This window comes from Paenibacillus sp. FSL L8-0663, assembly GCF_038008125.1.
Lineage (GTDB): Bacteria > Bacillota > Bacilli > Paenibacillales > Paenibacillaceae > Paenibacillus > Paenibacillus polymyxa_D.
In genome coordinates, this window is sequence record NZ_JBBOYM010000001.1 from 1,474,166 (window position 1) to 1,499,048 (window position 24,883).

23 protein-coding genes and 1 riboswitch are annotated in these 24,883 nt (G+C 47.8%); of the genes, 15 read left to right on the forward strand and 8 right to left on the reverse strand.

Annotated elements, in window-relative coordinates; all coding sequences use genetic code 11:
- Window positions 1–92 precede the first annotated feature (92 nt).
- Entirely contained in the window at window positions 93–893 is an 801-nt protein-coding gene (locus tag MKY75_RS06660; protein WP_029516384.1) for a Cof-type HAD-IIB family hydrolase, read from the reverse strand.
- A gap of 162 nt (window positions 894–1,055) precedes the next feature.
- Window positions 1,056–2,057, reverse strand: coding sequence for a lipoate--protein ligase (locus tag MKY75_RS06665; protein ID WP_029516385.1), 1,002 nt, complete (start codon window positions 2,055–2,057; stop codon window positions 1,056–1,058).
- Window positions 2,058–2,217: 160 nt separating this feature from the next.
- Here MKY75_RS06665 and cobD point away from each other — a divergent pair, with 160 nt between their 5' ends.
- The 10 genes from cobD to MKY75_RS06715 all read left to right on the forward strand — a co-directional run bounded on the left by cobD (window position 2,218) and on the right by MKY75_RS06715 (window position 12,687).
- A complete protein-coding gene (cobD, locus tag MKY75_RS06670; RefSeq protein ID WP_029516386.1) occupies window positions 2,218–3,321 on the forward strand; it encodes a threonine-phosphate decarboxylase CobD in 1,104 nt (367 codons plus the stop codon).
- Complete coding sequence (gene cbiB, locus MKY75_RS06675) at window positions 3,311–4,282, forward strand: adenosylcobinamide-phosphate synthase CbiB (protein ID WP_318626864.1); 972 nt, start codon at window positions 3,311–3,313, stop codon at window positions 4,280–4,282. Before cobD ends, cbiB begins: the two co-directional genes overlap by 11 nt.
- 49 nt (window positions 4,283–4,331) lie before the next feature.
- Window positions 4,332–5,084, forward strand: coding sequence for a histidine phosphatase family protein (locus MKY75_RS06680; protein ID WP_340884757.1), 753 nt, complete (start codon window positions 4,332–4,334; stop codon window positions 5,082–5,084).
- A 122-nt stretch (window positions 5,085–5,206) separates the two neighbouring features.
- Window positions 5,207–5,398, forward strand: a riboswitch (cobalamin riboswitch).
- A gap of 207 nt (window positions 5,399–5,605) precedes the next feature.
- Window positions 5,606–6,613 carry an ABC transporter substrate-binding protein gene (locus MKY75_RS06685; protein ID WP_029516389.1) on the forward strand — a complete coding sequence of 336 codons (1,008 nt, stop codon included), beginning with the start codon at window positions 5,606–5,608 and terminating at the stop codon, window positions 6,611–6,613.
- On the forward strand, window positions 6,610–7,656 hold the full coding sequence (locus MKY75_RS06690) for a FecCD family ABC transporter permease (protein WP_103047604.1): 1,047 nt from the start codon (window positions 6,610–6,612) through the stop codon (window positions 7,654–7,656). The genes MKY75_RS06685 and MKY75_RS06690 overlap by 4 nt, the downstream gene beginning before the upstream one ends.
- Window positions 7,653–8,486 (forward strand): ABC transporter ATP-binding protein, encoded by an 834-nt coding sequence (locus MKY75_RS06695; RefSeq protein ID WP_340884760.1) that lies wholly within the window; start codon window positions 7,653–7,655, stop codon window positions 8,484–8,486. Before MKY75_RS06690 ends, MKY75_RS06695 begins: the two co-directional genes overlap by 4 nt.
- Before the next feature lie 43 nt (window positions 8,487–8,529).
- The gene (gene cobT, locus MKY75_RS06700; protein WP_340884761.1) at window positions 8,530–9,600 is read left to right on the forward strand and encodes a nicotinate-nucleotide--dimethylbenzimidazole phosphoribosyltransferase; all 1,071 of its coding nucleotides are present in this window, start codon (window positions 8,530–8,532) and stop codon (window positions 9,598–9,600) included.
- Window positions 9,597–10,163 (forward strand): bifunctional adenosylcobinamide kinase/adenosylcobinamide-phosphate guanylyltransferase, encoded by a 567-nt coding sequence (cobU, locus tag MKY75_RS06705; RefSeq protein WP_069012672.1) that lies wholly within the window; start codon window positions 9,597–9,599, stop codon window positions 10,161–10,163. The genes cobT and cobU overlap by 4 nt, the downstream gene beginning before the upstream one ends.
- Window positions 10,160–11,029, forward strand: a complete 870-nt coding sequence (gene cobS, locus MKY75_RS06710; protein ID WP_340884764.1) for an adenosylcobinamide-GDP ribazoletransferase — start codon at window positions 10,160–10,162, stop codon at window positions 11,027–11,029. Before cobU ends, cobS begins: the two co-directional genes overlap by 4 nt.
- 38 nt (window positions 11,030–11,067) lie before the next feature.
- Complete coding sequence (locus MKY75_RS06715) at window positions 11,068–12,687, forward strand: cobyric acid synthase (protein WP_069012674.1); 1,620 nt, start codon at window positions 11,068–11,070, stop codon at window positions 12,685–12,687.
- A gap of 121 nt (window positions 12,688–12,808) precedes the next feature.
- On the opposite strand, the gene MKY75_RS06720 is transcribed toward MKY75_RS06715, so the two are convergent.
- On the reverse strand, window positions 12,809–14,509 hold the full coding sequence (locus tag MKY75_RS06720) for a methyl-accepting chemotaxis protein (protein ID WP_318626855.1): 1,701 nt from the start codon (window positions 14,507–14,509) through the stop codon (window positions 12,809–12,811).
- Window positions 14,510–15,011: 502 nt separating this feature from the next.
- On the opposite strand from MKY75_RS06720, the gene MKY75_RS06725 reads away from it, so the two are divergent.
- From MKY75_RS06725 to MKY75_RS06735, 3 genes are all read left to right on the forward strand, one after another.
- Window positions 15,012–16,247 (forward strand): PTS transporter subunit EIIC, encoded by a 1,236-nt coding sequence (locus MKY75_RS06725; protein ID WP_340884767.1) that lies wholly within the window; start codon window positions 15,012–15,014, stop codon window positions 16,245–16,247.
- A 216-nt stretch (window positions 16,248–16,463) separates the two neighbouring features.
- Window positions 16,464–17,861: an L-cystine transporter gene (locus MKY75_RS06730; protein WP_029516398.1), complete on the forward strand. Its 1,398-nt coding sequence runs from the start codon at window positions 16,464–16,466 to the stop codon at window positions 17,859–17,861.
- A gap of 250 nt (window positions 17,862–18,111) precedes the next feature.
- The gene (locus MKY75_RS06735) at window positions 18,112–18,810 is read left to right on the forward strand and encodes a queuosine precursor transporter (RefSeq protein WP_165144939.1); all 699 of its coding nucleotides are present in this window, start codon (window positions 18,112–18,114) and stop codon (window positions 18,808–18,810) included.
- Window positions 18,811–18,868: 58 nt separating this feature from the next.
- Here MKY75_RS06735 and MKY75_RS06740 read toward each other — a convergent pair whose 3' ends face one another.
- Together MKY75_RS06740 and MKY75_RS06745 are read right to left on the reverse strand one after the other, a co-directional pair.
- Window positions 18,869–19,957 (reverse strand): M24 family metallopeptidase, encoded by a 1,089-nt coding sequence (locus MKY75_RS06740; RefSeq protein ID WP_069012552.1) that lies wholly within the window; start codon window positions 19,955–19,957, stop codon window positions 18,869–18,871.
- Window positions 19,958–20,029: 72 nt separating this feature from the next.
- Window positions 20,030–20,758, reverse strand: coding sequence for an MBL fold metallo-hydrolase (locus MKY75_RS06745; protein ID WP_069012553.1), 729 nt, complete (start codon window positions 20,756–20,758; stop codon window positions 20,030–20,032).
- A gap of 197 nt (window positions 20,759–20,955) precedes the next feature.
- On the opposite strand from MKY75_RS06745, the gene MKY75_RS06750 reads away from it, so the two are divergent.
- Entirely contained in the window at window positions 20,956–21,468 is a 513-nt protein-coding gene (locus MKY75_RS06750; RefSeq protein ID WP_069012554.1) for a GNAT family N-acetyltransferase, read from the forward strand.
- A gap of 119 nt (window positions 21,469–21,587) precedes the next feature.
- Here the strand turns inward: MKY75_RS06750 and MKY75_RS06755 are convergent, their stop codons facing one another.
- The 3 genes from MKY75_RS06755 to MKY75_RS06765 all read right to left on the reverse strand — a co-directional run bounded on the left by MKY75_RS06755 (window position 21,588) and on the right by MKY75_RS06765 (window position 23,765).
- The gene (locus MKY75_RS06755; RefSeq protein WP_013309318.1) at window positions 21,588–22,022 is read right to left on the reverse strand and encodes a threonine/serine exporter family protein; all 435 of its coding nucleotides are present in this window, start codon (window positions 22,020–22,022) and stop codon (window positions 21,588–21,590) included.
- Window positions 22,023–22,042: 20 nt separating this feature from the next.
- Window positions 22,043–22,798, reverse strand: coding sequence for a threonine/serine exporter family protein (locus tag MKY75_RS06760; RefSeq protein ID WP_029516404.1), 756 nt, complete (start codon window positions 22,796–22,798; stop codon window positions 22,043–22,045).
- A gap of 112 nt (window positions 22,799–22,910) precedes the next feature.
- Window positions 22,911–23,765, reverse strand: a complete 855-nt coding sequence (locus tag MKY75_RS06765) for a hypothetical protein (protein ID WP_340884769.1) — start codon at window positions 23,763–23,765, stop codon at window positions 22,911–22,913.
- A 358-nt stretch (window positions 23,766–24,123) separates the two neighbouring features.
- Between MKY75_RS06765 and MKY75_RS06770 the strand changes: the two genes are divergently transcribed.
- Window positions 24,124–24,855, forward strand: coding sequence for an HAD family hydrolase (locus MKY75_RS06770; RefSeq protein ID WP_340884771.1), 732 nt, complete (start codon window positions 24,124–24,126; stop codon window positions 24,853–24,855).
- Window positions 24,856–24,883: the final 28 nt, after the last annotated feature.

Sequence of the window (24,883 nt, forward strand, 5' to 3'; positions counted from 1 at the left end):
CAAACTGTCGTATGTTACTGATCATGCGACAGTTTGGAGGCTTTGTTGTTGTATTACTTTATTTAAGAATTATGGGAGCAGGCACTTTTTGCTTATTCAACATTGAGTACGAATTTGTCGATGGCGTGCTTAACACCATCTTCGTTATTGCTGCGAGTGATGTAATCAGCCAGCTTCTTCAAATCAGGAATGGCATTCTCCATCGCTATGCCGAGACCAGCGCATTCAAGCATTTCATGGTCGTTCCAAGAGTCGCCGATGGCAATCGTTTCCGACAGTTCACAGCCAAAATGGTTTGCAAGGAAGGTAAGCGCGTGACCCTTGGTGCCTTCATGGTGCATAATTTCCAGAAAGTGAGGCTTGGATTTTGTAATGTGAACTTCATTGCCAAGCAGTACGCGAAGTTCAGGAATTAATTCATCCAACACTTCCGGCTCGTCGATAATCAGCAATTTAGGAGCCGGCTGCTCTATAACTTTACTGAATACAGGCTCTACAAAATATTCCGTGTTGTTCAGCTCCGTGTAATCTTTGATTTTCTGATTATCTTCACGTGTGTACAATTTGTCATCAATATACGTTTGTAGATGCAGATTGCGTTCCACGCAGAATTCATACAGACGACGTGCAGCCACGAGTGGAACATAACGCTCATACAGCACGTTTTCGTCCAGCAGGTTTTTAACCAAAGCTCCTTGATACGTAATGATCGGCACGTTCAAACCAGTCTGGCGAGCAATTTTGTGTGCAGAGGCATAAGCTCGTCCAGTAGCGAGGGTAACCACCACACCTTTCGCTACAGCAGCTTCTAATGCCTGTTGTGTCGCTGGTGTAACTTCTTTTTGGTCGTTAATGAGTGTATCATCAATATCAATGGCAATTAATTTATACATATCGGTATTCTCTCCTTTATCTCTATCATGGGGCAATGCTAAAATTGTATCTTATAATATTCAAAATGACAATATCGCAAGGAAAAGGGGACGGCTCCTATAAGAGCCTGTCCCCTTATAACCACTGAAGTATTGGTTTGAAACGATGGGAAAAAGTAACGGTTAGTCTTCCAAAAATACAAGTCCAACAAAATCGTCCAACTCAATATTACCAAAATAGTGCTTCAAATCGAGAGAGGATAAGGCTTGACGTACCTCACCTTCATCATAACGCTTGCCGCGCAGGATATTTTCAATATCAGCAACGTCACCCACACCGAAGAAATCCCCATAGATTTTAATATCACGAATGTAGCCTTCCTTAAGATCCATGCGGATATCAATAATACCGACTGGAAATTTACGTGTGTGCTTTATATTGCTCTCGGGGGATAGACCGTAGTTCCAATCCCACGATTGGTAACGTTCTTTGGATATTTCATGGATTTTGGCCCAATCGGTATCGGTGAGCTTATATTGAGGTACTTGATCCAATTCTGATCCGAATATGAAACGCAACAGTTCCTCGCGAAATTGCTCTATGGTCATCTCACGGTCCATCAGTTCGCTGATGTTAGCTACGCGACTGCGGACAGATTTAGTGCTTTTGGATTTGAATTTTTCGGGATTGGCATGCAGTGATGCAGCCACATTGTCCAGATTCAGGTTAAACATCAATGTACCGTGGCTGAACATACGTCCGCGTGTGGCAAATTGGGCGTTTCCTGAAATTTTACGTTCTCCGACCTGCAGATCGTTGCGGCCTGTCATTTCAGCTTCTACTCCCATTTGGCGCAGAGCATCAATCACAGGTTGCGTAAATTTGAGGAAATTATGAAAGGACTCCCCGTTATCCTTGGTAATAAAACTGAAATTTAAATTACCGAGGTCATGATATACAGCACCGCCGCCGGACAGGCGACGAACGACTTGAATATTGTTATCTCTGACAAACTCGGCGTTGATTTCTTCAATGGTATTTTGATGCTTGCCTATAATAATAGAAGGCTGATTAATGTAAAACAGCAAATAGCTGTCGTCCAGCGGTAGATGCTTGAGCGCGTATTCCTCAATAGCAAGATTAATGGCTGGATCGTGTATCCCTTGGTTGTCGATGAACAGCATGTCCATTCCTCCGTATATAAACTGTGTAATTTTATGTGTGCCTCCTTCTATTGTAACCCAAGTGAGCCATGTACAAAAGCTCATTTGCATTGACGGGACGCAAAAAGCAGCCTCATAATGGAGCTAAATGATTGGAAACGGGCGGAAAGGATGAGAGGCAATGATAGAGGTTTACGGTCATGGCGGGGACAGGGAAACAGCTGCGGCGACATTTGGCGGGACTGCTGCTGATTTTGTAGATTTTAGTGCAAATATTAATCCGCTTGGTCCACCGCCTGAGGTGCTTGAGGCGCTGCAACACTCATTTGACACTGTGATTCGCTATCCAGACCCTGGGCATCGGAATTTTAAAAATATGCTCGCACGGCGACTGCATGTTCCACCGGAGTCGTTAAGTATCGGAAACGGAGCGGCTGAGAGCATGGCGCTCTTGTTATTGGGACTAGCTCCTAAGCGTGTGGGTACAGTGGAGCCGTGTTTTTCGGAATATGCCGAGCTGGCTGGCAAATTCGGAGCCGAGGTCAACCGGGTGTATGGGAAGGCCTCGCTTCAATGGAAGGCGGACGTGGAGGACATCCTTCAGCTCATGGAGCAGGTAGATGTTTTGTTCCTCGGGCAGCCGAATAATCCAAATGGCGTCCAATATAGTGAGCAGGAGCTGTGCGAGCTGGCAGAGGCGGCTGGCACAACGGGTACTGTGCTGGTGGTGGATGAAGCATTCATTGATTTTATTCCGCTGGAACGGCGAATCTCACTGCTGCCTGTGCTGGATCGCTATCCTCATGTGATTTTGATCCGGTCAATGACCAAATTTTATGCCATTCCTGGCCTACGATTGGGTTATGCGATTGCTCATCCGGACTATATCCGGCGAATGACGGCCAAACAGGTGACCTGGAGTGTGAATGGGTTAGCGTTGCTGGCTGGGGAGGCATGTCTGAAAAGTGGGCAAGCATATGAGCGCCGAACACAGGAGCTGATTGCTGCGGAGCGCAACCGTCTGTTGACCGGCTTGGCGGAATGGGGCTGCGGTGTCGTTCCCGGCGAAGCCAATTACGTGCTGGCAAGGGCGCCGGGTACGTGGAGCGCATCAGCTATTCAGCAGGCGCTTGGACAACGCGGAATCCTTATACGTAGCTGTGCTATGTATCCGGGACTGACGACGAGCCATTTTCGGATTGCAGTCAAGGATGCAGAAGCCAATAACAGGCTGCTATCTGTATTGGGTGAAGTGCTGGAGGAGGAGGAGCGGCGTGACAGTTAGCTTGATTATCCTGGCAGCCTATCTATTGGACAGGCTGATCGGTGACCCGAGGTGGTTGCCGCATCCAGTCATCGGTATGGGACATGCCATTTCAGCATTGGAAAAAGTGATTCGCTGCCAGGTCCGAAGTGACCGAGGGCTGAAACGTGCAGGTATACTGCTTCCACTCATTGTGGCGGGAGGCTCCTTTGCGCTCGCCTGGGCGCTGTTGCAATTGCTTGCCTGGATTCATCCGTGGTTATCTGTCGGCGCAGAAATAGTGCTGATTGCGACCACGATTGCTTCCAAAGGACTAAAGGATGCAGGAATGGCAGTCTACCGAGCGTTGCAGGCGGATGACCTGGCTGCGGCACGGCGGGAGCTGGGCATGATAGTCGGGCGGGATACGCAGCAACTTGATGAGCCTGAGATTGTACGCGGTACGGTTGAAACGGTCGCTGAAAATATCGTGGACGCGATTATTTCCCCGCTTTTTTATGCCTTGATCGGGGGAGCACCCTTGGCGCTGGCTTATCGTGCTGTGAATACGCTCGATTCCATGGTTGGCTACAAAAATGAAAAGTATCTGCATTTAGGCTGGGCTTCAGCACGTCTAGATGATGTGGCTAACTACATTCCAGCACGCCTGACAGCGGCAATGCTTGTGATAGCGGCGTGGATGTACAAACGAGATGCTGCAAGAAGCTGGCGCACAGTCAAGCGAGACGCTCGTCTGCACCCAAGTCCGAACAGTGGCTTCCCGGAATCGGCTGTTGCTGGTGCATTGGGGATTCGTCTTGGAGGATATAATGTGTATCATGGCGTGCGCTCCTTTCGTGCATACATGGGGGATTGGATACGACCGCTAGAGTCGAAAGATATACGGCATACGATCCAGCTGATGTTCGCCGTGTCCAGTATGTTTGTAGGATTGTGTTTGTTAGGAGCCGCAGGTTGTTTTGCCTTGGGATGGGTGCGGTGAGGGTGAGGAGTGACACACTGAATAATGATCGAGCAGGAAGTGACATTTCTTGAAACAAGATATAGCAGCAAAAAGGACAGTAGAATACGCACAAAGACCGAACTCACAGGAGGATAAGGTGCCGTATGATGCTAAAGAAGATCTGCATTGGGATATGGAGCTCGTGTTAGTTCGTCACGGCACAACCTTATGGAACAAGGAACGTCGATATCTGGGACACTCCGACTTAGGTTTGCTACCGGGGGCAGAGCAGGAATTAAAGCCTTTGCAGGAAAAATTGCAAGGTCAGTCCTTTGCTCGAATCTATTGCAGCGACTTAATGCGATGTCGCCAGACCTTGCAGATCATTGTGCCGGAATCAGAATTGGCGTCTGGAATTTCCCTATCTACTATGTCTCCTATGATGGAACCATGTCTGCGAGAGCTTCATTTTGGCGAGTGGGATGGAAAAACGTATGACATGCTCAAGGATGTGTCGTTGTATCGGGCTTGGATTGATGAGCCGCAACGGATCACCCCACCTGGAGGAGAATCTTGGACAGATTTTGTAAATCGTCTGCGGAAATTTCTTGACTCTCTGTATGAATGGCGTGTTGCTATGGAAGTTCAACCCATGGATTTGACTGCTGCGCCGCCCTCTGTTTTGGTCGTTACGCATGGTGGCGTAATTCGTCAGCTTGCTTGCATGCTGATACCGGGCCATGATTTTTGGAGTCTGAATCCGAGGCCGGGAGAAGCATTTAGGATTCGATTGAGGCTGGCAGGACCGCACAATTACATAGCGGAAATGCTTCCTCATTAGGTTAGACACCAGCGGATAAAGAGGCTGTTTGGGTTGTAAGCCGCCTCATTTTAACCTATAATCATCAAGTAAAAGAACGGCTTGACTACCACTACATCAAATATCCAGCAGACGAGGTCGGCGCAGCGTGATGAAACTATGGTTTCCCTCCCTGCGCTGTTAAAAGGGAAGTCGGTGTGAATCCGGCGCGGTCCCGCCACTGTAAATGGAAACATGCCCGTTAGTCCTCTTTATATGTTACTAAGCATATGAAAGAATTTCAGGACATGTATTTTACCATAAGTCAGGATACCTGCCCGTCCGCCTGTCACCATAATCCTTCGAGGAAAGGATGACGTGTTCGCAGTGACTGTCCATGCGGAAAGAAGCTGCCGCCTGCGCACGATCTGCGCTAACGTGACCCCTGTGTCCTGATATGAGGATGCGGGGGTTTTTGATAGGAAAAGAAGGCTAGATTTAGAAGATATCTGATGATGTTCAAGTAACGCTCTTAACGATTTATTTATGAAGGGGTGCAAATCATGGCAGGAAAAAAAATAAAGGTGTGGACAACAGGTCTATTGGCTCTGATTTTGGCAGTTGTGCTGAGTGCATGTGGCGCTAATGGAAAAAATGCAGAAAATAAAGAGGGTCAGGCTTCTTCACAGCAGCCGGGACAGGCAGTAAACGCACAAGAGCCTCCGGGCAAAACGGTTTACCCGCTCACAGTTAAAGATGCAACAGGACAGGAATTTACATTCAAAAAAGCGCCGGATAAAATCGTTTCCGTCTCCCCGGCAGAAACCGAGGCGTTGTTCGCCATTGGGCTGGATAAGGAAATTGTCGGCGTCTCCGACTACTCTGATTACCCGGAAGCAGCTACGAAAAAGCCTAAAGTGGGCGGTATTATGAAACCGAACGAAGAGGCGATCATTGCTGCGAACCCGGAAGTCGTTTTTGCAGGGATATCACTTAGTGAACAGGCTACGACCAAGCTGCGCGACATGGGAATTATGATTTTTAAAACGGAACCGAAGACAGTGGAAGATGTCATGGCTAACATCGAATTGTATGGGAAAATCACCGATCATCAGAGAGAAGCAAGAGCGGTGACTGACAAGATGAGAGCAGATGTAGCAGAAGTAAAAGAAGGAATTAAAAATATCGGTAAAGGGCAGAAGCTGCGGGTATACGTCGAGTTTTCACCAGGCTGGACAGTGGGTAAAGGCGAGTTTATGGACGAGCTGATTACGTTGGCGGGCGGCGAAAATGTAGGTGCCACGCAGAAGGGGTGGTACCAAATCAGTGAGGAAAATATTATTGCTGCGAACCCTGACGTGATTTTGTACAGCAAAAGTGTCAAGGACGACAAAACGGGCCAGACGCTCGGTGATATCATTAAAGCTCGCAGTGGATGGGATCAAATATCGGCTGTTCGCCACAACCGGGTATTTGCCGTGGATGATAATTTGATCAGTCGTCCGGGTCCACGCGTAACGGAAGGTCTCAAGGAAGTGGCCAAGGGCGTGTATCCTGAAATTTTCAAATGAACCGTAAACTGATCGGCTTTGGAGGGACAGGTCTTGTCCTGCTGTTGCTGACGCTGCTGCTCTGTCTTGGCATCGGCTCGGCCAAGCTTCCGGTCAGCCAAATCACGGGCATTCTGGTTAACCACCTACCGTGGTTAGGCGATACGTTTACACCGGATTGGAATACATCCTCAGAGCAGATTATTTTGAAGGTCAGATTGCCACGAGTGTTACTGGGAATGTTGGTAGGAGCAGCGCTGGCGCTGGCGGGAGCCGGATTTCAGGGTGTGCTGCGTAATCCTTTGGCTGATCCGTATACACTGGGGGTATCCTCGGGGGCTTCGGTAGGAGCGGCAGTACTGATTTATTGGGGCCTTCAATTTTCATTTGTTGGCATATGGACGCTGCCGCTAGTGGCATTTACGACCGGAATGCTTACGCTGTGGATGGTGCTGACGTTGGCACGGGAAGGTGGGAAAATTCCGACACAAAGTCTCATTTTGTCGGGTGTGGTGATGCAATCCTTTCTGGGAGCGGTTGTTTCCTTTCTGACAGCCATGTCGAAGGAGACGGTCAATGAAATATTGTACTGGACGATGGGAAGTCTTAGTCTGCGCGGTTGGTCATATACAGGAATCCTTTTACCTTATGTGGTCATAGGGCTGGTATTTCTATGGAACCGGGCACGTGTGCTGAATATTTTGGCTTTGGGTGAACGTCAGGCGGCGCACATGGGAGTTCATGTAGATGCGACGAAGCTATCTGTTCTGATTATTTCCACGCTGCTGACAGCAGCCGCTGTCTCGGTATGTGGTGTGATTGGCTTTGTGGGACTCGTTGTACCGCATATCATTCGTCTGGTGACAGGTCCTGATTACCGGATGATTGTTCCATTATCTGCGCTCGGTGGAGCTATTTTTATGGCTTGGGCAGATACGGCGGCTCGCACGTTGTTAGCCCCCACAGAAATTCCTCTGGGCGTAATGACGGCCTTTGTTGGGGCACCGTTCTTCGCATATCTCCTGTACCGGAACAAGAAGCTGCGCAGGGGGGAACTACTGTGACAGAACAAAGTGAATCACAGAAGGTGCGTAATCGGGCATTAGAGGTAGTGGGTCTGACACGTGCCTATGGAAAGTTCCATGCGTTAAAGAATATAAGCTGGAGCGTCGCCGAAGGAACTTGGTGGGGGATCATTGGTCCAAACGGCAGTGGAAAATCAACCTTGCTGCATTTGCTTTCCGGTGTAGATCAGCCAACTTCAGGCAACGTTCATATTTATGGCAAAAAGGTCGGTAGCTACAGCAGAAAAGAGCTTTCCCGACTCATAGCCGTACTCCAACAGGAAGGGCTTCCTCCAGTGGGATACACCGTTAGGGAAGTCGTAGAAATGGGACGTTTTCCCCATCAGGACTGGCTAGGCAGGGAAAAGGGTGTTGATGTGGAGGCGATCACGGATCGCGTGCTGGAGCGATTGGGACTTACCACGCTGGCGGACAGAGCATTGGACCGTTTGAGTGGGGGACAGCGACAGCGTGTAGCCTTGGCAAAGGTGATGGTGCAAGAGCCACGAATATTGCTGCTGGACGAGCCTACGACCTACCTAGACTTGCGCTATCAGCTTGAATTTATGGAACTGCTGGCAGATTGGCGCCAAGAAACGGGTGTGACGATCATTGCGGTCTTGCATGATCTTAACTTGACAGCCCAATTTTGCGAAGATTTGCTTGTACTCAAGGATGGAATGGTTGAAGGATTGGGAGCTTCATCGAAGTTATTAACCGAGGATCGGATTCGACGAGTATACGGTGTTGAGCCTGTGATGCTTCCGCATCCTGATAGCGGTGTGCCGCAGCTCTTGCTGCGCAGGAGCGCTTCGGATACAGCAGATTAAATAAACGATGAAACACACTTAAAAAGAGCAGGGAGTGGAAGGTATGAACGACAAGCTGCGTCAGCTGATCGATAGCATTGCCCAGCCGGATGGGGTGGCGGCCTCGGCAGCTTCAGCCCATTTGGACCAATTAACAAAGCCACCGGGAAGTCTTGGAAAGTTGGAAAGTGTGGTCATTCAGCTAGCAGGAATTACAGGAGTGGATAAGCCTGAATTCGATCGTAAAACGGTTATGGTCATGGCTGCGGATCACGGGGTGTGTGAAGAGGGAGTCAGTGCCTTTCCGGCTGAGGTTACACAGCAAATGCTGTATAACATGCTGTCAGGTGGCGCAGCAATTAATGTGCTGGCACGCCATGCGGGCGCAGATGTCAAGGTGGTAGATGTTGGCGTGAATGCGGATGTCGCTCACGCGAATCTGGTGGACCGAAAGGTACGCATGGGTACTTCGAATATAGCTAAAGGGCCAGCGATGCTGCGTACTGAAGCGGAACAGGCGATTTTGACCGGAGCTGAAGCTGTAGCAGAAGCGGTCAAAGGTGGCACACGGCTATTCGTTACTGGAGAGCTGGGCATCGGGAATACCACAGCCAGCGCTGCGGTCGTATGTGCTCTCACCGGGCTGGAGCCGGAAGTTATCGTAGGCCGGGGGACGGGTGTAGATATGGCTGGGCTTACCCGTAAAATAGCGGTTGTCTGCCGCGCATTGGACGTGAACCAGCCAGATGCAAATGATGCGCTCGACGTGCTCACTAAGGTCGGCGGTCTGGAGATTGCCGCCTTGGCAGGAGTTATCCTCGGCGCAGCCGCACATCGCTGTCCAGTCGTGTTGGACGGCTTTATTTCCGGCGCAGCTGCCCTCGCAGCGCGTGCACTTGCGCCTGCAAGCGCTGCGTACATGCTCGCTTCGCACGCCTCGGACGAGCGCGGGCACGCGGCGGTGCTCCGCGAGCTCAAGCTGGAGCCCATGCTTCATTTGGACATGCGGCTCGGGGAGGGCACAGGTGGTGCGCTTAGCTTGCACCTGATTGATGCGGCGTGCCGCATTATGCGCGAAATGGCGACCTTTGCCGATGCAGGCGTATCGGACGGTCAGGGAGCCGCGCAGCGATGAAAGCGCTCGTGACCGGCGGGGCACGCAGCGGGAAAAGCGGCTTTGCCGAGCGATTATGCATGTCGCGCGCGCCTGGCGCATGCTACATTGCAACGGCGCAGGCCTACGACATGGAGATGAAGGAGCGCATCGCCCTTCATCGGGTCCAGCGCGAGTCTGCCGGGTACGACTGGCAGACGCTGGAGGAAGCGCAGGCGCTGCCGGAGCTGCTGCGACGGCTTGGCGGCGATCAAGCGTCGCAGCCATCACCCGCGCCTATGGTGTTAGTCGACTGCCTGACCCTGTGGCTGTCGAACGTGCTGCTGGCCGCAGGCGAGGACGGCGAAGCTGCGTCCAAAGTTGCCATTAATGAACTGACGGCAGCTGTGGAGCAGTATCCGGGGCAGCTTGTCATCGTGACCAACGAGGTTGGTGACGGTATTGTGCCCGAATATCCGCTTGGTCGGCTGTATCGGGATTTGAGTGGGGTTATGAATCAGCGGATTGCCCGTCTTTGTGATGAAGTATTTTTGGTGACGGCGGGTATTCCCGTAGAACTCAAACGGCTGGAATATAAGCTATGAGCCGCGAACGTCAGGCTGTTGCTGCTGCTTTTCAATTTTTAACGCGTCTTCCGGTGAAGGCGGAATTGGATTTTTCCCCGGATTTGCTTAAACGCAGTGCAAGTTATTATCCGCTGGTGGGAGTGGTCATTGGCATCATCGTCTGGGGCTTTGCGGCGCTCGCTTCTATGGTGCTGCCGCCGTTGCCGTGTGCGATTCTTACTCTTGTTGTCTGGGTTTGGTTGACGGGTGGATTGCATTTGGACGGGTGGATGGATGCAGCTGATGCCTTGTTCAGCTACCGATCCCGTGAACGGATGCTGGAGATTATGAAGGATAGCCGTGTAGGGGCAATGGGCGTTATTGCTTGCGTGTTGCTGCTCATGCTCAAGGCTTCTTTGCTATATACGGTGCTGGTTGAACGGAATGTGTCTGGCTTGCTGCTGCTTCCGATGGTTTGGAGCCGCTGGTTTATGGTACATGCGATGAAGCGCTGGCCTAAAGCCCGTAATGATGATGGACTGGCTGCGCGTTTTGCTGATATGAGTGGTGGCCGCGTAGGGTTGGCCGTATTCTGGGCTGTATTAGTGACCCTGAGTGCTGCCGTAGGACAATATCTTCTGGCAGGTTTGGCTACAGCAACAAGGGATACTGGGAATCTGTCGTTGGCAGGATCATGCTTACAAACCTTGCCTTCATATTCTGAAAGCCTTCCAATCTCGATAGGTTTTGTGTTGATTCCGCTCTTGGCTTACGGTGTTGGAACCTTCACGGCAAACCGTATTAACCGCCGCTTGGGTGGACTTACGGGAGATATATACGGAACTTTAAACGAATTGCTGGAGACTGTTTTATTGTTGTTTATTGTCATTTTGTACGGGTTGTGACCAGATTTGAAATGAATTCGTTAAAGGGGAAGAGGCAATTGTCAACTTTCGAACCGTCCTGCACGAGCCCGGCAGCCGTATTGATGCTTCAAGGAACAGCGTCGGATGTGGGCAAAAGCGTGGTGACGACTGCGCTTTGCCGTATTTTTACGCAGGACGGATATCGTCCAGCACCGTTTAAGTCGCAAAATATGGCGTTAAACTCTTATGTTACCGAAGACGGCAAGGAAATTGGACGCGCTCAGGGGGTGCAGGCTGAGGCCTGCGGTATTGAGGCCACGACCGACATGAATCCGATTCTGATTAAGCCGGTCAAAGATATGCACTCACAAATTGTTGTACACGGTGTACCTTATGCCTATATGAGCGCCTCCGATTACCGGAGGGATTTTTTGCCAAAAGCCAAGCAGACCGTTATGGATGCTCTGAATCGGTTGCGCGATACCTATGATATTGTCCTTATGGAAGGGGCAGGCAGCCCGGCAGAGATTAATTTGAAGGACCGCGATATCGTAAATATGAATCTGGCAGGTTGGGCGGATGCTCCAGTGTTGCTTATTTCAGATATCGACCGGGGCGGTGTTTTTGCCTCTCTCGTAGGAACCATCGAGTTGCTGGAACCCCATGAAGTACAGCGTATCCGCGGATTTATCATTAACAAATTCAGAGGCGATCTGTCTCTGCTGCAGCCGGGATTAGACTGGCTGGAGGAACGGACAGGCATTCCTGTACTCGGTGTATTGCCCTATCTACCAGACATTCGCATTGAAGCAGAGGATTCGGTAGTACTGGATAAGAAGCCCAAGCTATCTGCAAAGGATAAAGAACTGGATATTGCAGTGATACGATATCCGCGGATTTCCAATTTTACGGACACGGATGCTCTGGCCGCAGAGCCGGATGTGAGTGTTCGTTATGTCACAGAAGCCGGACAGTTGGGCGTACCGGACGCCATTATCTTACCGGGGACCAAAGACACCATTGGAGACCTGTTGGAATTGCGTGAGAGAGGTCTGGAGAAAGACATTCGGCAGGCTATGAATACCGGCTGCACACAGCTAGTTGGCATTTGTGGAGGTTATCAGATGCTGGGTACCGCACTTTTTGATCCCGAAGCCGTCGAATCTGGGTTGCCGCAGCAGGCAGAGGGGTTAGGTTGGCTGGCTCTGTCCACGACCTTTTTGAAGGAAAAGCAAACCGTACGCGTACAAGGAACCCTGTCTAATCATTGTCCGCTTTTGCTTAGCGCTACGCCTGATTCGGGTTATGCCTCTAAGCCAAGCATTGAAGGTTATGAAATACATATGGGCGTTACGGAGTATGTTACGGAACCATACGCACCTACAGATGGAACTTTAAAACTAAGCGAAATGAAAAGGTTATTCCATATCCGGCGTGGCGAAGGAACAGTTTTTGAGGAAGGCTGGGGTACGACAGACGGTAAAATATGGGGAACCTATTTGCACGGTGTGTTTGATAATGACCGTTTTCGCCGATGCTGGCTGGATGGATTGCGACAAGCCAAGGGCTTGGCACCTTTAGAAAGCACTTTTACTGTACGTGAAGCCAAGGAACGAGAGTTTGACCGTGTCGCAGAGGTGGTTCGGGCTCATTTAGATATGGAGCAAATTTATCGTATGATGGGAATGAATTCATAAACTTCATAAAATGATTATTTAAATCGCTCTTAAAAATAAAGAGGTATCTCTACAGCCATTTTCATGACTGAGAGATACCTCTCTTTATTCAGGATTTTGCAAAATCCTCTATGGTATCGGCTTACGTAATTTTAAATTTTTGGACAGCCTTTTGCAGCTCGGTTGCTTGTTTGCTTAATTGGCGAACAACCTCGCTGTGGCTTTCCATTTCATTCAGTTGCTCATCGGCATTTAATCCGATTTCCTGAATCATATGCTGTGCATTGGCAGCGATGAGAGCTGTCTCTTCCACGGAAGCAGATACTTCTTCCGAGCTGGCGGATACTTGTTCCGTTGCTGCAGATACCGTTTGAATCGTAGCATTGATCTTTTGCATAAGCTCACTTAGCTGGTTAAAGGCTGAGCTCGCTTGTTGAACCATTTCCGTTCCCGAATGAATTTCACGGCTCACCTGGGTCACAGAGTCCACAGATTGTTGCGATACTTCTTGAATGGTAACCAAATAGTCGGAAATTTCTTGTGTGGCTTCTTTAGATTGCTCCGCAAGCTTGCGCACTTCTCCGGCTACTACGGCGAAGCCCCGTCCATGTTCGCCCGCACGGGCAGCTTCAATGGAGGCATTCAGGGACAACATTTGAATTTGCTTCGTGATATCGAAAATAGCCGAAACGATACTGCCAATGGCTTCTGAGCGCTCATTCATACTATGGATGTATCGAAGCGATTCATCGGCAGCATGTCCTACCTGTGACATTTGAGCTACAGCTTTTTGAGCGAGCGTAGTACCGTTAACCGTTTCTTTTGTCGCTTCACTGATTTGATCGGATACATCATTGGCAGAGGAGGCGATGTGCTGAACACCTTGAGCGATTTCCTCCATAGCCTGCGCATTTTCAGCAGCAGCTGTAGCTATGCTGGTACTGCCCTTTGCTATTTCCTCTGCGGCAACTGTAGAATCCTGGACTTTTACACTCATAGCCTCAGTCCGACGAAGCAGCTCGTCCGATCCTCCAACAACCGCACCGGATGTAGAAAGCACATGGCCGATCATTTCTTTTAAGTTATGAGACATCGATTGGAAGCTGCGGGCAAGTTGCGCAATTTCATTGACGCCATGAACCTTCGCTTCTTGTGAAAGATCACCTTGAGCAATTTTTTCGCTATGACGAACCAATTCAGCAATGGGTTTTACAACTTTACGTATCACGAGGGTAGAAATAATTCCGCCCAGCAGGAGTGTTGCCACTGTAATACCTATGCAAATCCATAGAATTTGTTGGGATTTTTCTTGTACGAATCCAACATCTTCGTTCACGCCCAGAACTAAATTACTACCCGATATAGCAAAGAAGGCGGTTTTGTGTACTCCGTACGAATCGCTATAAATTTCACTGATATTCATCTCGCCTTGTTTTGCCTTTTTTACATCCTCTACAGGAATGAGTGCATCCTTGACCTTGTATACTGATTTTACATTCCGTGCGACGACTTCGGCTTTACCATCCTTCACTACCGCGATATATGCTGATTCTAATTTGAGGGTATCGACTTTGTCCTGCAGATAGGATTCCATCTGTATAGCGGAGCCGGAATCAGAACCGCTTCCTTGCCCGGCCTGAACAGCTAAGGAAATATTGAGATCCTGATATACATTTTTAGCTCCAATTTCTAGTAATTGGTCTACCTGAGGCATGACACTGTTATTAATGATACTCATGGATATTGCATAGAAACTGATGCTGAACAAAAGGGATGCAAAGAGCTGAATCAGCAAAAACATAATTCGTAATTTCGCGCCAATGGAACGATTAAAACTCTTCATGAAAATTCTCCTCTCACATGATGGTAATAAAGTCAGACGAATTCCCCTGCTTGATGTAGGCCGCTTGTCCAATAAGATGCTAGACACGCCATGATCTACTTGTTTTCCTCTCCTTGCTTGAAGAAAAGACTGAAAATGTTCGGATTCTATGTATATTTCAGCTGTATTCAAGGAACAAGAATGTGAAAGGGAAGTAATCCATGATTTACTAAAAAGTAGGTTAGACCTATTTTACATAATTAACAGGCGGTTGAATAGTCATATTTGCCCAAAAACAAACAAAAAAATATATAACTATGGTCTTAGGTGTTTAGATGTAAGTTTGATGTAAATTATCAGGTGCATAAAAACGAATAGATTACTCCTTCTATAAAACTATTGTAAAAAAGAAGTAATATAAGTAGCATAAGGAATACCGCTTTTACGACAATATTCTTCTAAGCTTGGTTTGGTAAGTTCGAAAGTGGTCTTCAATATACATATAAAAGGGGAAAAGGTAGTTATGAATGGGGATTTACTTTCCAAAGAAATGATTTCGCAGGTCAGAGGCGAAGATGAACTAGAGCCAACTTCCGGCAGTAACAGAACTGCTACAGGGGGAAATCCGATAAGTCGTCTATTAGATTATGTATCAGGCGTATTCACTCCGATCTTGCCGGCAATGATTGGGGCAGGAATGATCAAGGTAATTATATTAGTTTTAATGTCCTTCGGTTTATTGTTGTCTGATCCGCAGGTATATACTATTTTAATGGCTATCAGCGATGGGGTGTATTACTTTCTACCTATTTTTGTTGCGGCAAGTGCGGCAAGAAGGCTGCGCAGCAATGTATTTGTTGCGGCAGCCATCGCAGTATCCGTATTCCATCCCCAACTAACAAGTTTATTCCAGTCAAGTGAGGAGGTACGTTTTGCCGGTCTGTCAGTTATAGACCCACAAGCTGCTTCATCTATAGTACTCATACTTGTTGTCGTTTGGATAGCATCGTGTGTCGAAAGATGGTTAGACAGGTATACCCCTTATTCACTTAAATTATTGGTTGTCCCGACTTTGACACTGATAATCACTATACCTTTGATGGTGTTCGCTTTCGGGCCACTGTGGAGTTATCTCGGCCAACATGTATCGGATGGACTAGGCTGGTTGTTTGACAATGCAGAAGTGTTTACAGGGTTGTTGCTCGGAGGCGCGATGTCTTGGCTTATTATTGCAGGCATGCAATATATAATGCTACCGATTATGATCAGCTCGCTTACAACATTGGGTTACGACCATATTTTTCCCGTGGTCATTGCAGCGGCTTTCGCTCAGGCTGGCGCAACATTTGGCGTATGTGTTAAATCCAAAAATCCCAAAGTCAAAACGCTGGCTGCGTCCACAGGTTTGTTAGCCATGCTGGGAATCATTGAACCGGCCATGTATGGTGTCAATATCCGTTTCAAAAAACCGTTAATAGCAGTTATGATTGGTGGAGCCGTTGGTGGGGCTTGTATGTGTTTGTTTGAAACAGAGCTTACTGCTATTGGTACCTCTGCTGGGCTGCTCAGCTTACCTTTATTTTCTGAACCCACGCTTGTGTACGGTATTGTGGGTATACTGATTTCGTTTGTTACGGCTGGCGTAATTACGTATTTTATGGGCTTTGTGGATGAAAAAGATGAGCATTCGCAAGTAGTATCTACATCTGGCATGAATGCTTCTCCGAACTCGGTTGTGGAAAAGAGCCCCGGCAGCTAAATCGAATACGTGTCGTTGTGTCAGGATAACAAACAGCAAGCCTTCATCTTACGAAGGCTTGCTGTTTGTCATTTTGATAAATCTAAGGCTGGAGCAGATTTATTATTTTTATTTCAATAAAACCTACAAAAATAGTTGGCTTTGTGATATAGTAATCTTCGGATTGAAGGGTCACTTTAGAAAACATCTTACGTTTAAGTTTGGAGGAAATGATATATGGATACCTTCTTTATTATTTTGAATGTCATCGTGCTGCTTGCACTGCTCGGCGTGTTGGTCTGGATGCAGAAAAAGCACATCTCCTTTACAAAAAGGGTATTTGCCGCACTTGGCTTCGGACTGATCTACGGGGCTATTCTACAATATGCCTATGGGGCAGGCTCAGAGGTCATTACAAAATCAGTTGATTGGTTCAACCTCGCAGGTAATGGTTATGTCCGTTTGCTGCAAATGGTCGTTATTCCGCTTATCATGGTGTCGATTATTTCGGCTATTATGAATTTGAAAGGAAGACAGAACCTTGGCAAAATCAGCGTGTCCATTATTGCAGTACTACTGATTACAACGGCAATTGCTGCTTCAGTGAGTATTGTAACCAGTCTGTCATTTGATTTAAAGGCCATTGAGATTCAAGGTGGAGAAAAGGAACAAGCACAGGGCTTGAAGATGGAAGAGCGCCTTGGAACAGTTCAGGACATGACCATTCCACAGCAGGTGCTGGAATTTATTCCTTCAAATCCTTTTGAGGATATGACGGGAGCACGTCGTACGTCGACGCTGGCGGTGGTTATTTTCTCGGCCTTTATCGGGGTGGCTGTGCTCGGATTGGATCGTAAAAAACCGGAACAGGCGCAAACCTTCCGTAAAGTGATCGATGCAGTGTACGCTGTAGTGATGCGGATTGTAACGTTGGTGCTGAGATTGACACCTTACGGTATTTTAGCACTGATCACTAAAGTAGTAGCTACGACCAATCCAGATGAAATTTTGAAGCTAATCAAGTTTGTGCTCGCTTCTTATGTGGCTTTGTTGGTCATGTTTATCATTCATCTTATTTTGCTGGCCTTGTTCGGCTATAATCCGGTGACGTATGTGAAAAAGGTATTGCCTACACTGGTTTTTGCTTTTACTTCTCGTTCCAGTGCGGCGACCATTCCGTTAAATGTTGAAACGCAAACGAAAAAACTTGGTGTGTCCGATGGCATCGCGAATCTGTCTGCGACCTTGGGAGCGACTATTGGACAAAACGGCTGTGCTGGTATTTATCCGGCGATGCTGGCGGTTATGATTGCTCCAACCGTGGGTATTGATCCAACGAGCTGGGATTTTATCCTCACGCTTATTTTAGTCGTTACGGTCAGCTCGTTCGGCGTGGCGGGTGTAGGCGGTGGTGCCACTTTCGCTTCCCTGATCGTGCTTTCCACCATGAATCTTCCAGTGGCATTGGCAGGATTGCTCATCTCAGTCGAACCGTTGATTGATATGGGTCGCACAGCGTTAAATGTCAATGATTCTATTACCGCAGGTCTCATTTCAGGCAAGGTGCTCAAAGAGAACGATCAAGACGTGTTCAACAATCAAGGTATGGATTTGGATGCAACGGCGCACTCTTAAGTAAAAGATAGACAAGATGGTGTAAACTACAGTCTCATATCGCATCTATCGCATATGTAACACGTGCACTGTGCACCTCAATACTCAGAGTCGACCTTAAGGTCGGCTCTTTATATTAGGCTTAGGACAGTGTAAATTATAGCTGTTCACGAATCCTAATCTATGATACATTAAAATAATGTTTTTCCGGCTTGCTTCGGATGAACCGCGGTTCGCAACCATCCCGCGCTATCAAAACTAGGAGGATTTTATGTTTAATCTTTTATGGGGGGCAGCTTTTGTCCTCGTCAATTTTATGTTCTTTTTGTTATGTTTTCGGTTGTTCGGTAAAAAAGGGCTGTACGCCTGGATTGGTGTTGCTACTGTACTAGCTAACATTCAGGTAACCAAAACGATTGATCTGGTCGGCATTACCACGACATTGGGAAATACGATGTATGTTTCTATGTATATGGCCAGCGACTTGCTGAATGAAAAATATGGGCCTAAAGAGGCGCGTAAAGCTGTGTGGTTCGGCTTTTTCACTCTGATTATGACGACGGTCACGATGCAAATGGTGCTGCAATTCGAGCCAACTGCAACGGATTTTGCCCAGACCCCGATGCAACAGCTGTTTGGATTGTTGCCAAGGCTTGCGCTTGCCAGCTTGACAGCCTATGCAGTCAGTCAATTGCTGGACGTGCGTCTGTACGCCTGGATTCGCAAGTTTTTCCCGGAACGTCATCAGCTCTGGATTCGCGGCAATGGCAGCACGATGATCAGCTCGTTTATAGATACGCTCATTTTCTGTACTATTGCCTTTTACGGTTATGCGTGGGGGATATGGATCGAGATATTATTCACCACCTACATCTTAAAATTTGTATTGACTGCGGCGGGTACACCCATTTTGTACATTGCACGCAATTTCAGCTTTATAGAAGAGGAGGGGCAAACCCTAAAGCCATGATGGCTTGGGGTTACCCCTCCTTTTTTCATACTTTTTATATAATGAATAGCAAATGGATTTATCCGAGCACTGTCAGTTCTTTTGGAAAAGATGTAAGCACTTCAACACCATCAGAGGTGACCAGAACGTCATCTTCAATCCGCACACCGCCGAGGCCTGGCACATAGATGCCGGGTTCGATTGTGAACACGAAGCCTTCATGAAGCAGATCGCTATTGCCTCCGTGTACAGATGGATATTCGTGAACACTCATGCCAAGGCCGTGTCCAACTCGATGGTTAAAGGCAGGGCCATATCCAGCGGATTCAACAACAGCCCGTGCTGCCTGATCTACGGATGCGCAGGAAACTCCCGGGCGAATGGCGGCAATTCCTGCTTCGTTCGAGCGAAGAACCGTATTATAAATTGTTTCGAGCTCAGTCGATAGCTTTCCAAAAGCAAAAGTACGTGTAATATCCGAAGCATAACCATCGGAATATACGCCCATATCAAACATGAGCAGATCGCCGTGTTGCAGCTTGCGGGTACCCGGAACACCATGAGGCAAGGCTGTTTTGGGTCCAGACAGCACTGTTGTGTCAAAAGACGGGCCATCTGCACCGATTTTTTTCATCTGGTATTCGATTTCGGCCACCAGCTCGACTTCCGTCACCCCTTCACGCACATGGGTGAGACCGTGACGAAGGGCATCTTCCACCAAACGAGCTGCATGTTTCAGACGTTGTACTTCCTCAGGAGTTTTTCTCACACGCATTTCTTGAAGCACTGGACCCAGGTCCACATATTGAGCCGCGCCAATGGCAGTATGTAGCTGTTCGTAACGGAGGACGGAGACGTGCTCCTTTTCCAGTGCGAATGCTTTCACACCGGTGCCTGTGCGTTGACGAAGCAGATCATATGGATTGTCCGTATCGGTGTGGGTGGATATACGAGTCACAGAAGAAGCAGCTTGGGCGGCTTCTGCATCCAGGGCGGGTACGATCAGTTCTGGTTCTTGGTCCCGAAGCAACACCAGACCAAGAAAACGCTCATGCGGATCACTGGCAAAGCCCGTCAGGTAGTAAATATGTTTAGGATCGGTCACAAGCAGGCCGTCCCAAGACTGTGACTTCAGTTCATCATACAGTCGGGTTATTTTCTCATTCATAAAGTCTCATTCCTTTCTGCCTATTTATTCATTATAGCTCTTCATACATCATTATTTATAGCATGGAATGACTTATTCTCTTTCCTGACTTAATGTTTGCAGACGTGCCTGTACATTCTGATCATAGTAACCACCATGGTAGCAGAGTACCTTATCAACATCCAATACAGTCAGTTTATCGAGGCTCTTTAGGGCCAGTGGCATATCCGGCGTAGCCGACTCAGCGGGACCGACCAGTTCACCTTCGACTACAAGCAACTCATCTGCTGCCAAGAGCAGCTTTTGTGCGGGCACATACAAGCTGATATGCCCGGGCGTGTGGCCGGGTGTATGTATAATCTGTATTCCTCCACCATAGGGTAGATGCTCACCATCCTCAAGAATATGAGCAAAGCGCAAATCTGGCAGGCGGCGAATCAGATCCTCTGCTTGTTGCTTGAGCGTAGTATCCAACTGATTAATCCGTTCCGGCGTTAGCTTCACAAATGGTCGCTCTCCTGTCATATAAGGGACGTCATCCTTATGGGCTAACAGGGCAGTATTCGGCAGCAAGTCCAGCAGTGCATGAACATTTCCGATATGGTCAATATCTTGATGTGTTAAAATAATTCTTTTCAGGCGGCTGATATCCTCACCCACATCTGAAATAGCCTTGCGTAATGGCTCCAATTGGCCGAGCATTCCCGTGTCAATCAGTGTAAGTCCATCCTCGTCCTTGAGCAGTACAGGATAAATGGTTGTTTTTCCAAAAAAAGATTCCATAGGTATTTCCAAAATCAAGAGTTGAGTTCCAATATTCATATTAAGCTGCTTCAGAATCCTTGACTCCGAAACATACCTCCCGTCTCGTCATGTTAAATCGCTTACTCCGTTTTTGTTTTTCTTCAAGCTCTATTATAAAACCCTTTGGGACTAATCCGCAAAACAACTCGATATGGCTGATCGGGCGCTTGTCTTGTACAATAAATAAATCACACAATAGGAGGCGGATACGAATAATGAATAACGACCAATCTTTTTCCATTGAATTTGCATGCAAAGAGGATCTTCCCGATATTGTGGACATTTATAATTCTACGATCGCAGGACGAATGGTCACGGCAGATCTGGAACCGGTGACAGTGGAAAGTCGAATTCCATGGTTTGAGGCTCATCAGGAAAACCACCGGCCTTTGTGGGTTTTAAAACAAAAGGGTACAATTGCCGGATGGGCCAGTCTTCAGTCCTTTTATGGGCGTCCAGCTTATAACGGTACAGCAGAAATTAGCATATACGTCCATGAGGATTCTCGTGGAACCGGAACAGGAAGTCGACTGGTGCAGCACTTGCTAAATGAATGTCCGAGACTGGGGATTACCACGTTGTTGGGATTTGTTTTTGGTCATAATGAGCCAAGTATTGGGCTGCTACGGAAGTTTGGTTTTGAGCAATGGGGGTACTATCCGCGTGTAGCTGTGCTGGACAGCATAGAGCGAGATTTAGCGATATTGGGTAAGCGAGTGGATGAATAAGCTTATGACATATAAATATTCTTTGTAACGTGTACAGAAAAAGGCTGTTTCCAAAATCGTCTCATACACTGCAGATGATTTTGGGAGCAGCCTCTTTTGCTTTTCTATTTTCATCGCTTTTAGCGCTGTGGTTTAAAACGTATACTGTGAAAAATCTGATTAAGCACTTCAGACAGCACCAAACCGACAGCAATCGCTCCTGCGATCATCAGCGTGCTCATCGCCAGCTCCAGTGCCTGCGGATAATGTTGTTGTACGAACTGGCGCATGGCATTATAGGCCATTCCCCCTGGAACGAGCGGAATCATGCCTGCGACACTGAAAATAATCACAGGCATTTTGTACAGCCGCGCAAAGCCTTGACTGACGATGCCGATGAGGATCGTTGCCAAAAGGCTGGCGCTCACAGGTCCCATGCTGTCCGTAGTTGAATAATAGACCAGCCAGCCTAGCATACCGACGAAACCGCATTGCAGTAGCGAGCGCCGAGGGGCATGGAAAAGTATGCCGAATGCAGCGGTGGCAATAAAGCTTGTGAATAATTGTGCAAGCATAGACTTGAATCTCCTCCGAATCACATATAAGAAATGATCACCGCAACGCCAGCTCCAATGCCGAAAGACGTCAGGCAAGCATCGGCTCCCTTGGAAAGACCCGAAACAAGGTGCCCGGACATTAAATCACGGATGGCATTTGTAATTAACAAGCCTGGAACCAGTGGCATGACAGAGCCAATAATAATTTTATCCATCATCTGTCCCCAGCCTACTATCGTTAATAGAGCCGCCAGCAAACCGATTAGAAAAGATGCAGAAAACTCTGAGAAAAACTTAACCTTAACGAGCCTGTGAAAATACTGTACGGCTGCAAATCCGATACCTCCGCATAACACAGCTGCGGGGAAATCTCGCCAAACTCCACCAAACATGATCATAAAGCAACCGCTGGCCAACGCAGCAGCCATCAGCTGTATACGGTTAGAATAACGGAGGGGACCACATTCAATCTCCGAAAGCTCCTTGACGGCAGCGCGGGGAGACAAATCACCTGTGCTGATTTTACGTGAAATGGAATTGACCTCTGTCACCTTGTGCAAATCGGTGGTCCGCTCTACGATGCGAATGAGCGTGGCAGGCTCCGAGTCATTAATGGCAAAAAAAATCCCAGTTGGTGTGACATAGCTATGGGACTGGGATATGCCATAGGCCGAAGCAATGCGGGACATCGTGTCTTCAACACGATAGGTTTCGGCTCCATTTTGCATCATCAGTTTGCCCGCCAACAGACAAACCTCAATGATTTCAGGAGTAGGATAGGAATGATTATTCATGCTCGCTCTCTTTCATTCGTACCGGGCCGTTCGACCCTATTATTTTCATTTATTGTAGCACAAAAAGCCGCCTTTTCGGAGGCGGTTAGGTTAGGGAAATCCAAGGAATTCGTCATGATTCTATCATATCAGGAATAACGGTATAGTAGGACTCTTCCAGATATGTTGCGGCCTCAGATAGGCCCATCAACTTAAGCTGTCCAGCTACAAAAGCACGAAGGGCAGAATGGGTGAACAGATGCCGTGTCTGGGCATCTCGAATAAAGGCCAGTCTGGCTTCACGCGAACCGTTGTGGAATAACTCACGCACAGCTTCGCCTTGTTGTTCCCAAAGGAAAGGCTCCGTTACGGTCAAGAGGGCACTCTCCTTAGAAGAGCTATGCTTCGCAGAAGAAGATACCTGAATGCCCAAGCCGTTCAGCGTAGGAGCTGCTTCATTGTGCTTCCGTTCTGTACGCAAACTATCGATATAGGCAGCCATATCCTGAATCGGTTCGATACCAAAGCGTTCCCGGAAGCATTCGCGTACAAACGCGGTACGTTCATCTACAATCTGAGGCAGTCGCTGACCTGCATGTCCAGAATAGTCATCTCCACTGGCGTAGTATCGTTGTAATGAACTGTTCTCTGTATAAACAACACTTAAAAAATCCTGCAAATGACGGGCAACCACCCATACACCCGTCCAATCGACGGGAGATACGCATACGATAGGGGCCTGTGAAAGGTCCTTTTCAAGACCAAAATCCGTTAAAAAGCCATAATGTATTCCGTCCACCCCTGCATGGGCAAAAGGAATAACATCTGGTGGTGTAGCCATATATCGTGGCGCGCGGCCCTGCTCCATAATCAATCCCAAATCAAAACTCAAAGAATGCCGGTTCGCTTCGAGCTCCTTTTCAAATTCTATAAGTGCCTCAATCAAAGGTGTAGCTGATCCATAGGCTAGGTTAGAACCGGAATCCATCGTGTCTGCCTCCCTTATCCAATACATCCATAAAGCGTCCATCCCTAAAAGGTACGTGATTTTACACGAAATGTAAACCTGTATGACGAATCTTTTCAAAAATGTGACCTTTTACCCGTGTGTTGTCAAATAAAACGCTTTCGGGCAAAGCAGGACAAGATACCTATATTAGCTCGGTAGAGAAGTAAAGTGAGTTTGCGAAAATGCGGTCTTTTTCAGTGTATGTTAGCAACCGTGAAGTGTGAATGCAGGAGCGCAGTGTGAAGGACAGGGTGCAACGCAACAGGCCAACGGGTATAATATCAGGACAAGGTGAAAAGGAGCGACATCCGAAGATTTAACAGAAAGAAGTGGGCATATGAACTTGCAAAAGAAGGCTGTTTTTTTTGATGTAGATGATACGATGTACGATCATTTGCACCCTACACGCGATGCATTGCGAGCAGTATTAGGATTGAGTGAGCGTTTTCCTTTTGAGAAAGCCTACCATCGTATTCGCTATTACAGCGATGTACTATCGGCTAAAGGAGGACTACTGGAGGGGAAGGCAGGGACGCATGAACTGGATGAGATGAGAGAAAGCCGTTTCATTCTGGCTTTACAAGAATTCGGGATAGAAATTACCCGTGAGCAGGCAGTACATGTTCAACAAGAATATTTGGATCGTCAGTACCGAATTGAGCCTTTTGAGGGGGCTACCTCGTTAATAAATGATTTGAGCTCGGCTGGCTTTTTAGTTGGATTAATTACAAACGGTCTTGAAGAACACCAGATGAGCAAGATCAAGGCTATGGCGTTGGAAAATCATGTTGCAGCAGAGCATATCTTTGTATCTGGAACCGTTGGCTATGCCAAGCCTGATCCGCGCATTTTTGAAGTAGTGAACGAACGGACAGGAACGTTAGCAGAGCACTGCTGTTACATTGGGGATTCCTGGCGCAATGACGTGGCGGGAGCTATAGCTGCGAATTGGCAGGTGATCTGGTTCAATCACAGGAACGCTCCCCCGGAAACTGACGTGCTAGGAATCTATAAAACAGCGGCAAGCTATGCAGAGTTAAGAAGGTTGCTTTTGCCGGACGCTCGTTAGACACGGCACATACCGTTTTTTCTAAAAG

What these genes read in the sequence shown, in the direction of transcription:
- MKY75_RS06665 (WP_029516385.1), bottom strand. Translation starts at nt 2,057, where the DNA reads ATGCTGTTCATCGACAACCAAGGGATACACGATCCAGCCATTAATCTT.
- MKY75_RS06755 (WP_013309318.1), bottom strand. Translation starts at nt 22,022, where the DNA reads ATGCTTGCACAATTATTCACAAGCTTTATTGCCACCGCTGCATTCGGC.
- MKY75_RS06745 (WP_069012553.1), bottom strand. Translation starts at nt 20,758, where the DNA reads ATGAATATTGGAACTCAACTCTTGATTTTGGAAATACCTATGGAATCT.
- MKY75_RS06690 (WP_103047604.1), top strand. Translation starts at nt 6,610, where the DNA reads ATGAACCGTAAACTGATCGGCTTTGGAGGGACAGGTCTTGTCCTGCTG.
- MKY75_RS06720 (WP_318626855.1), bottom strand. Translation starts at nt 14,509, where the DNA reads ATGAAGAGTTTTAATCGTTCCATTGGCGCGAAATTACGAATTATGTTT.
- cobT (WP_340884761.1), top strand. Translation starts at nt 8,530, where the DNA reads ATGAACGACAAGCTGCGTCAGCTGATCGATAGCATTGCCCAGCCGGAT.
- MKY75_RS06750 (WP_069012554.1), top strand. Translation starts at nt 20,956, where the DNA reads ATGAATAACGACCAATCTTTTTCCATTGAATTTGCATGCAAAGAGGAT.
- MKY75_RS06765 (WP_340884769.1), bottom strand. Translation starts at nt 23,765, where the DNA reads ATGGATTCCGGTTCTAACCTAGCCTATGGATCAGCTACACCTTTGATT.
- cobS (WP_340884764.1), top strand. Translation starts at nt 10,160, where the DNA reads ATGAGCCGCGAACGTCAGGCTGTTGCTGCTGCTTTTCAATTTTTAACG.
- MKY75_RS06730 (WP_029516398.1), top strand. Translation starts at nt 16,464, where the DNA reads ATGGATACCTTCTTTATTATTTTGAATGTCATCGTGCTGCTTGCACTG.
- MKY75_RS06735 (WP_165144939.1), top strand. Translation starts at nt 18,112, where the DNA reads ATGTTTAATCTTTTATGGGGGGCAGCTTTTGTCCTCGTCAATTTTATG.
- cobU (WP_069012672.1), top strand. Translation starts at nt 9,597, where the DNA reads ATGAAAGCGCTCGTGACCGGCGGGGCACGCAGCGGGAAAAGCGGCTTT.
- MKY75_RS06770 (WP_340884771.1), top strand. Translation starts at nt 24,124, where the DNA reads ATGAACTTGCAAAAGAAGGCTGTTTTTTTTGATGTAGATGATACGATG.
- MKY75_RS06685 (WP_029516389.1), top strand. Translation starts at nt 5,606, where the DNA reads ATGGCAGGAAAAAAAATAAAGGTGTGGACAACAGGTCTATTGGCTCTG.
- MKY75_RS06760 (WP_029516404.1), bottom strand. Translation starts at nt 22,798, where the DNA reads ATGAATAATCATTCCTATCCTACTCCTGAAATCATTGAGGTTTGTCTG.
- MKY75_RS06740 (WP_069012552.1), bottom strand. Translation starts at nt 19,957, where the DNA reads ATGAATGAGAAAATAACCCGACTGTATGATGAACTGAAGTCACAGTCT.
- MKY75_RS06725 (WP_340884767.1), top strand. Translation starts at nt 15,012, where the DNA reads ATGAATGGGGATTTACTTTCCAAAGAAATGATTTCGCAGGTCAGAGGC.
- cobD (WP_029516386.1), top strand. Translation starts at nt 2,218, where the DNA reads ATGATAGAGGTTTACGGTCATGGCGGGGACAGGGAAACAGCTGCGGCG.
- MKY75_RS06660 (WP_029516384.1), bottom strand. Translation starts at nt 893, where the DNA reads ATGTATAAATTAATTGCCATTGATATTGATGATACACTCATTAACGAC.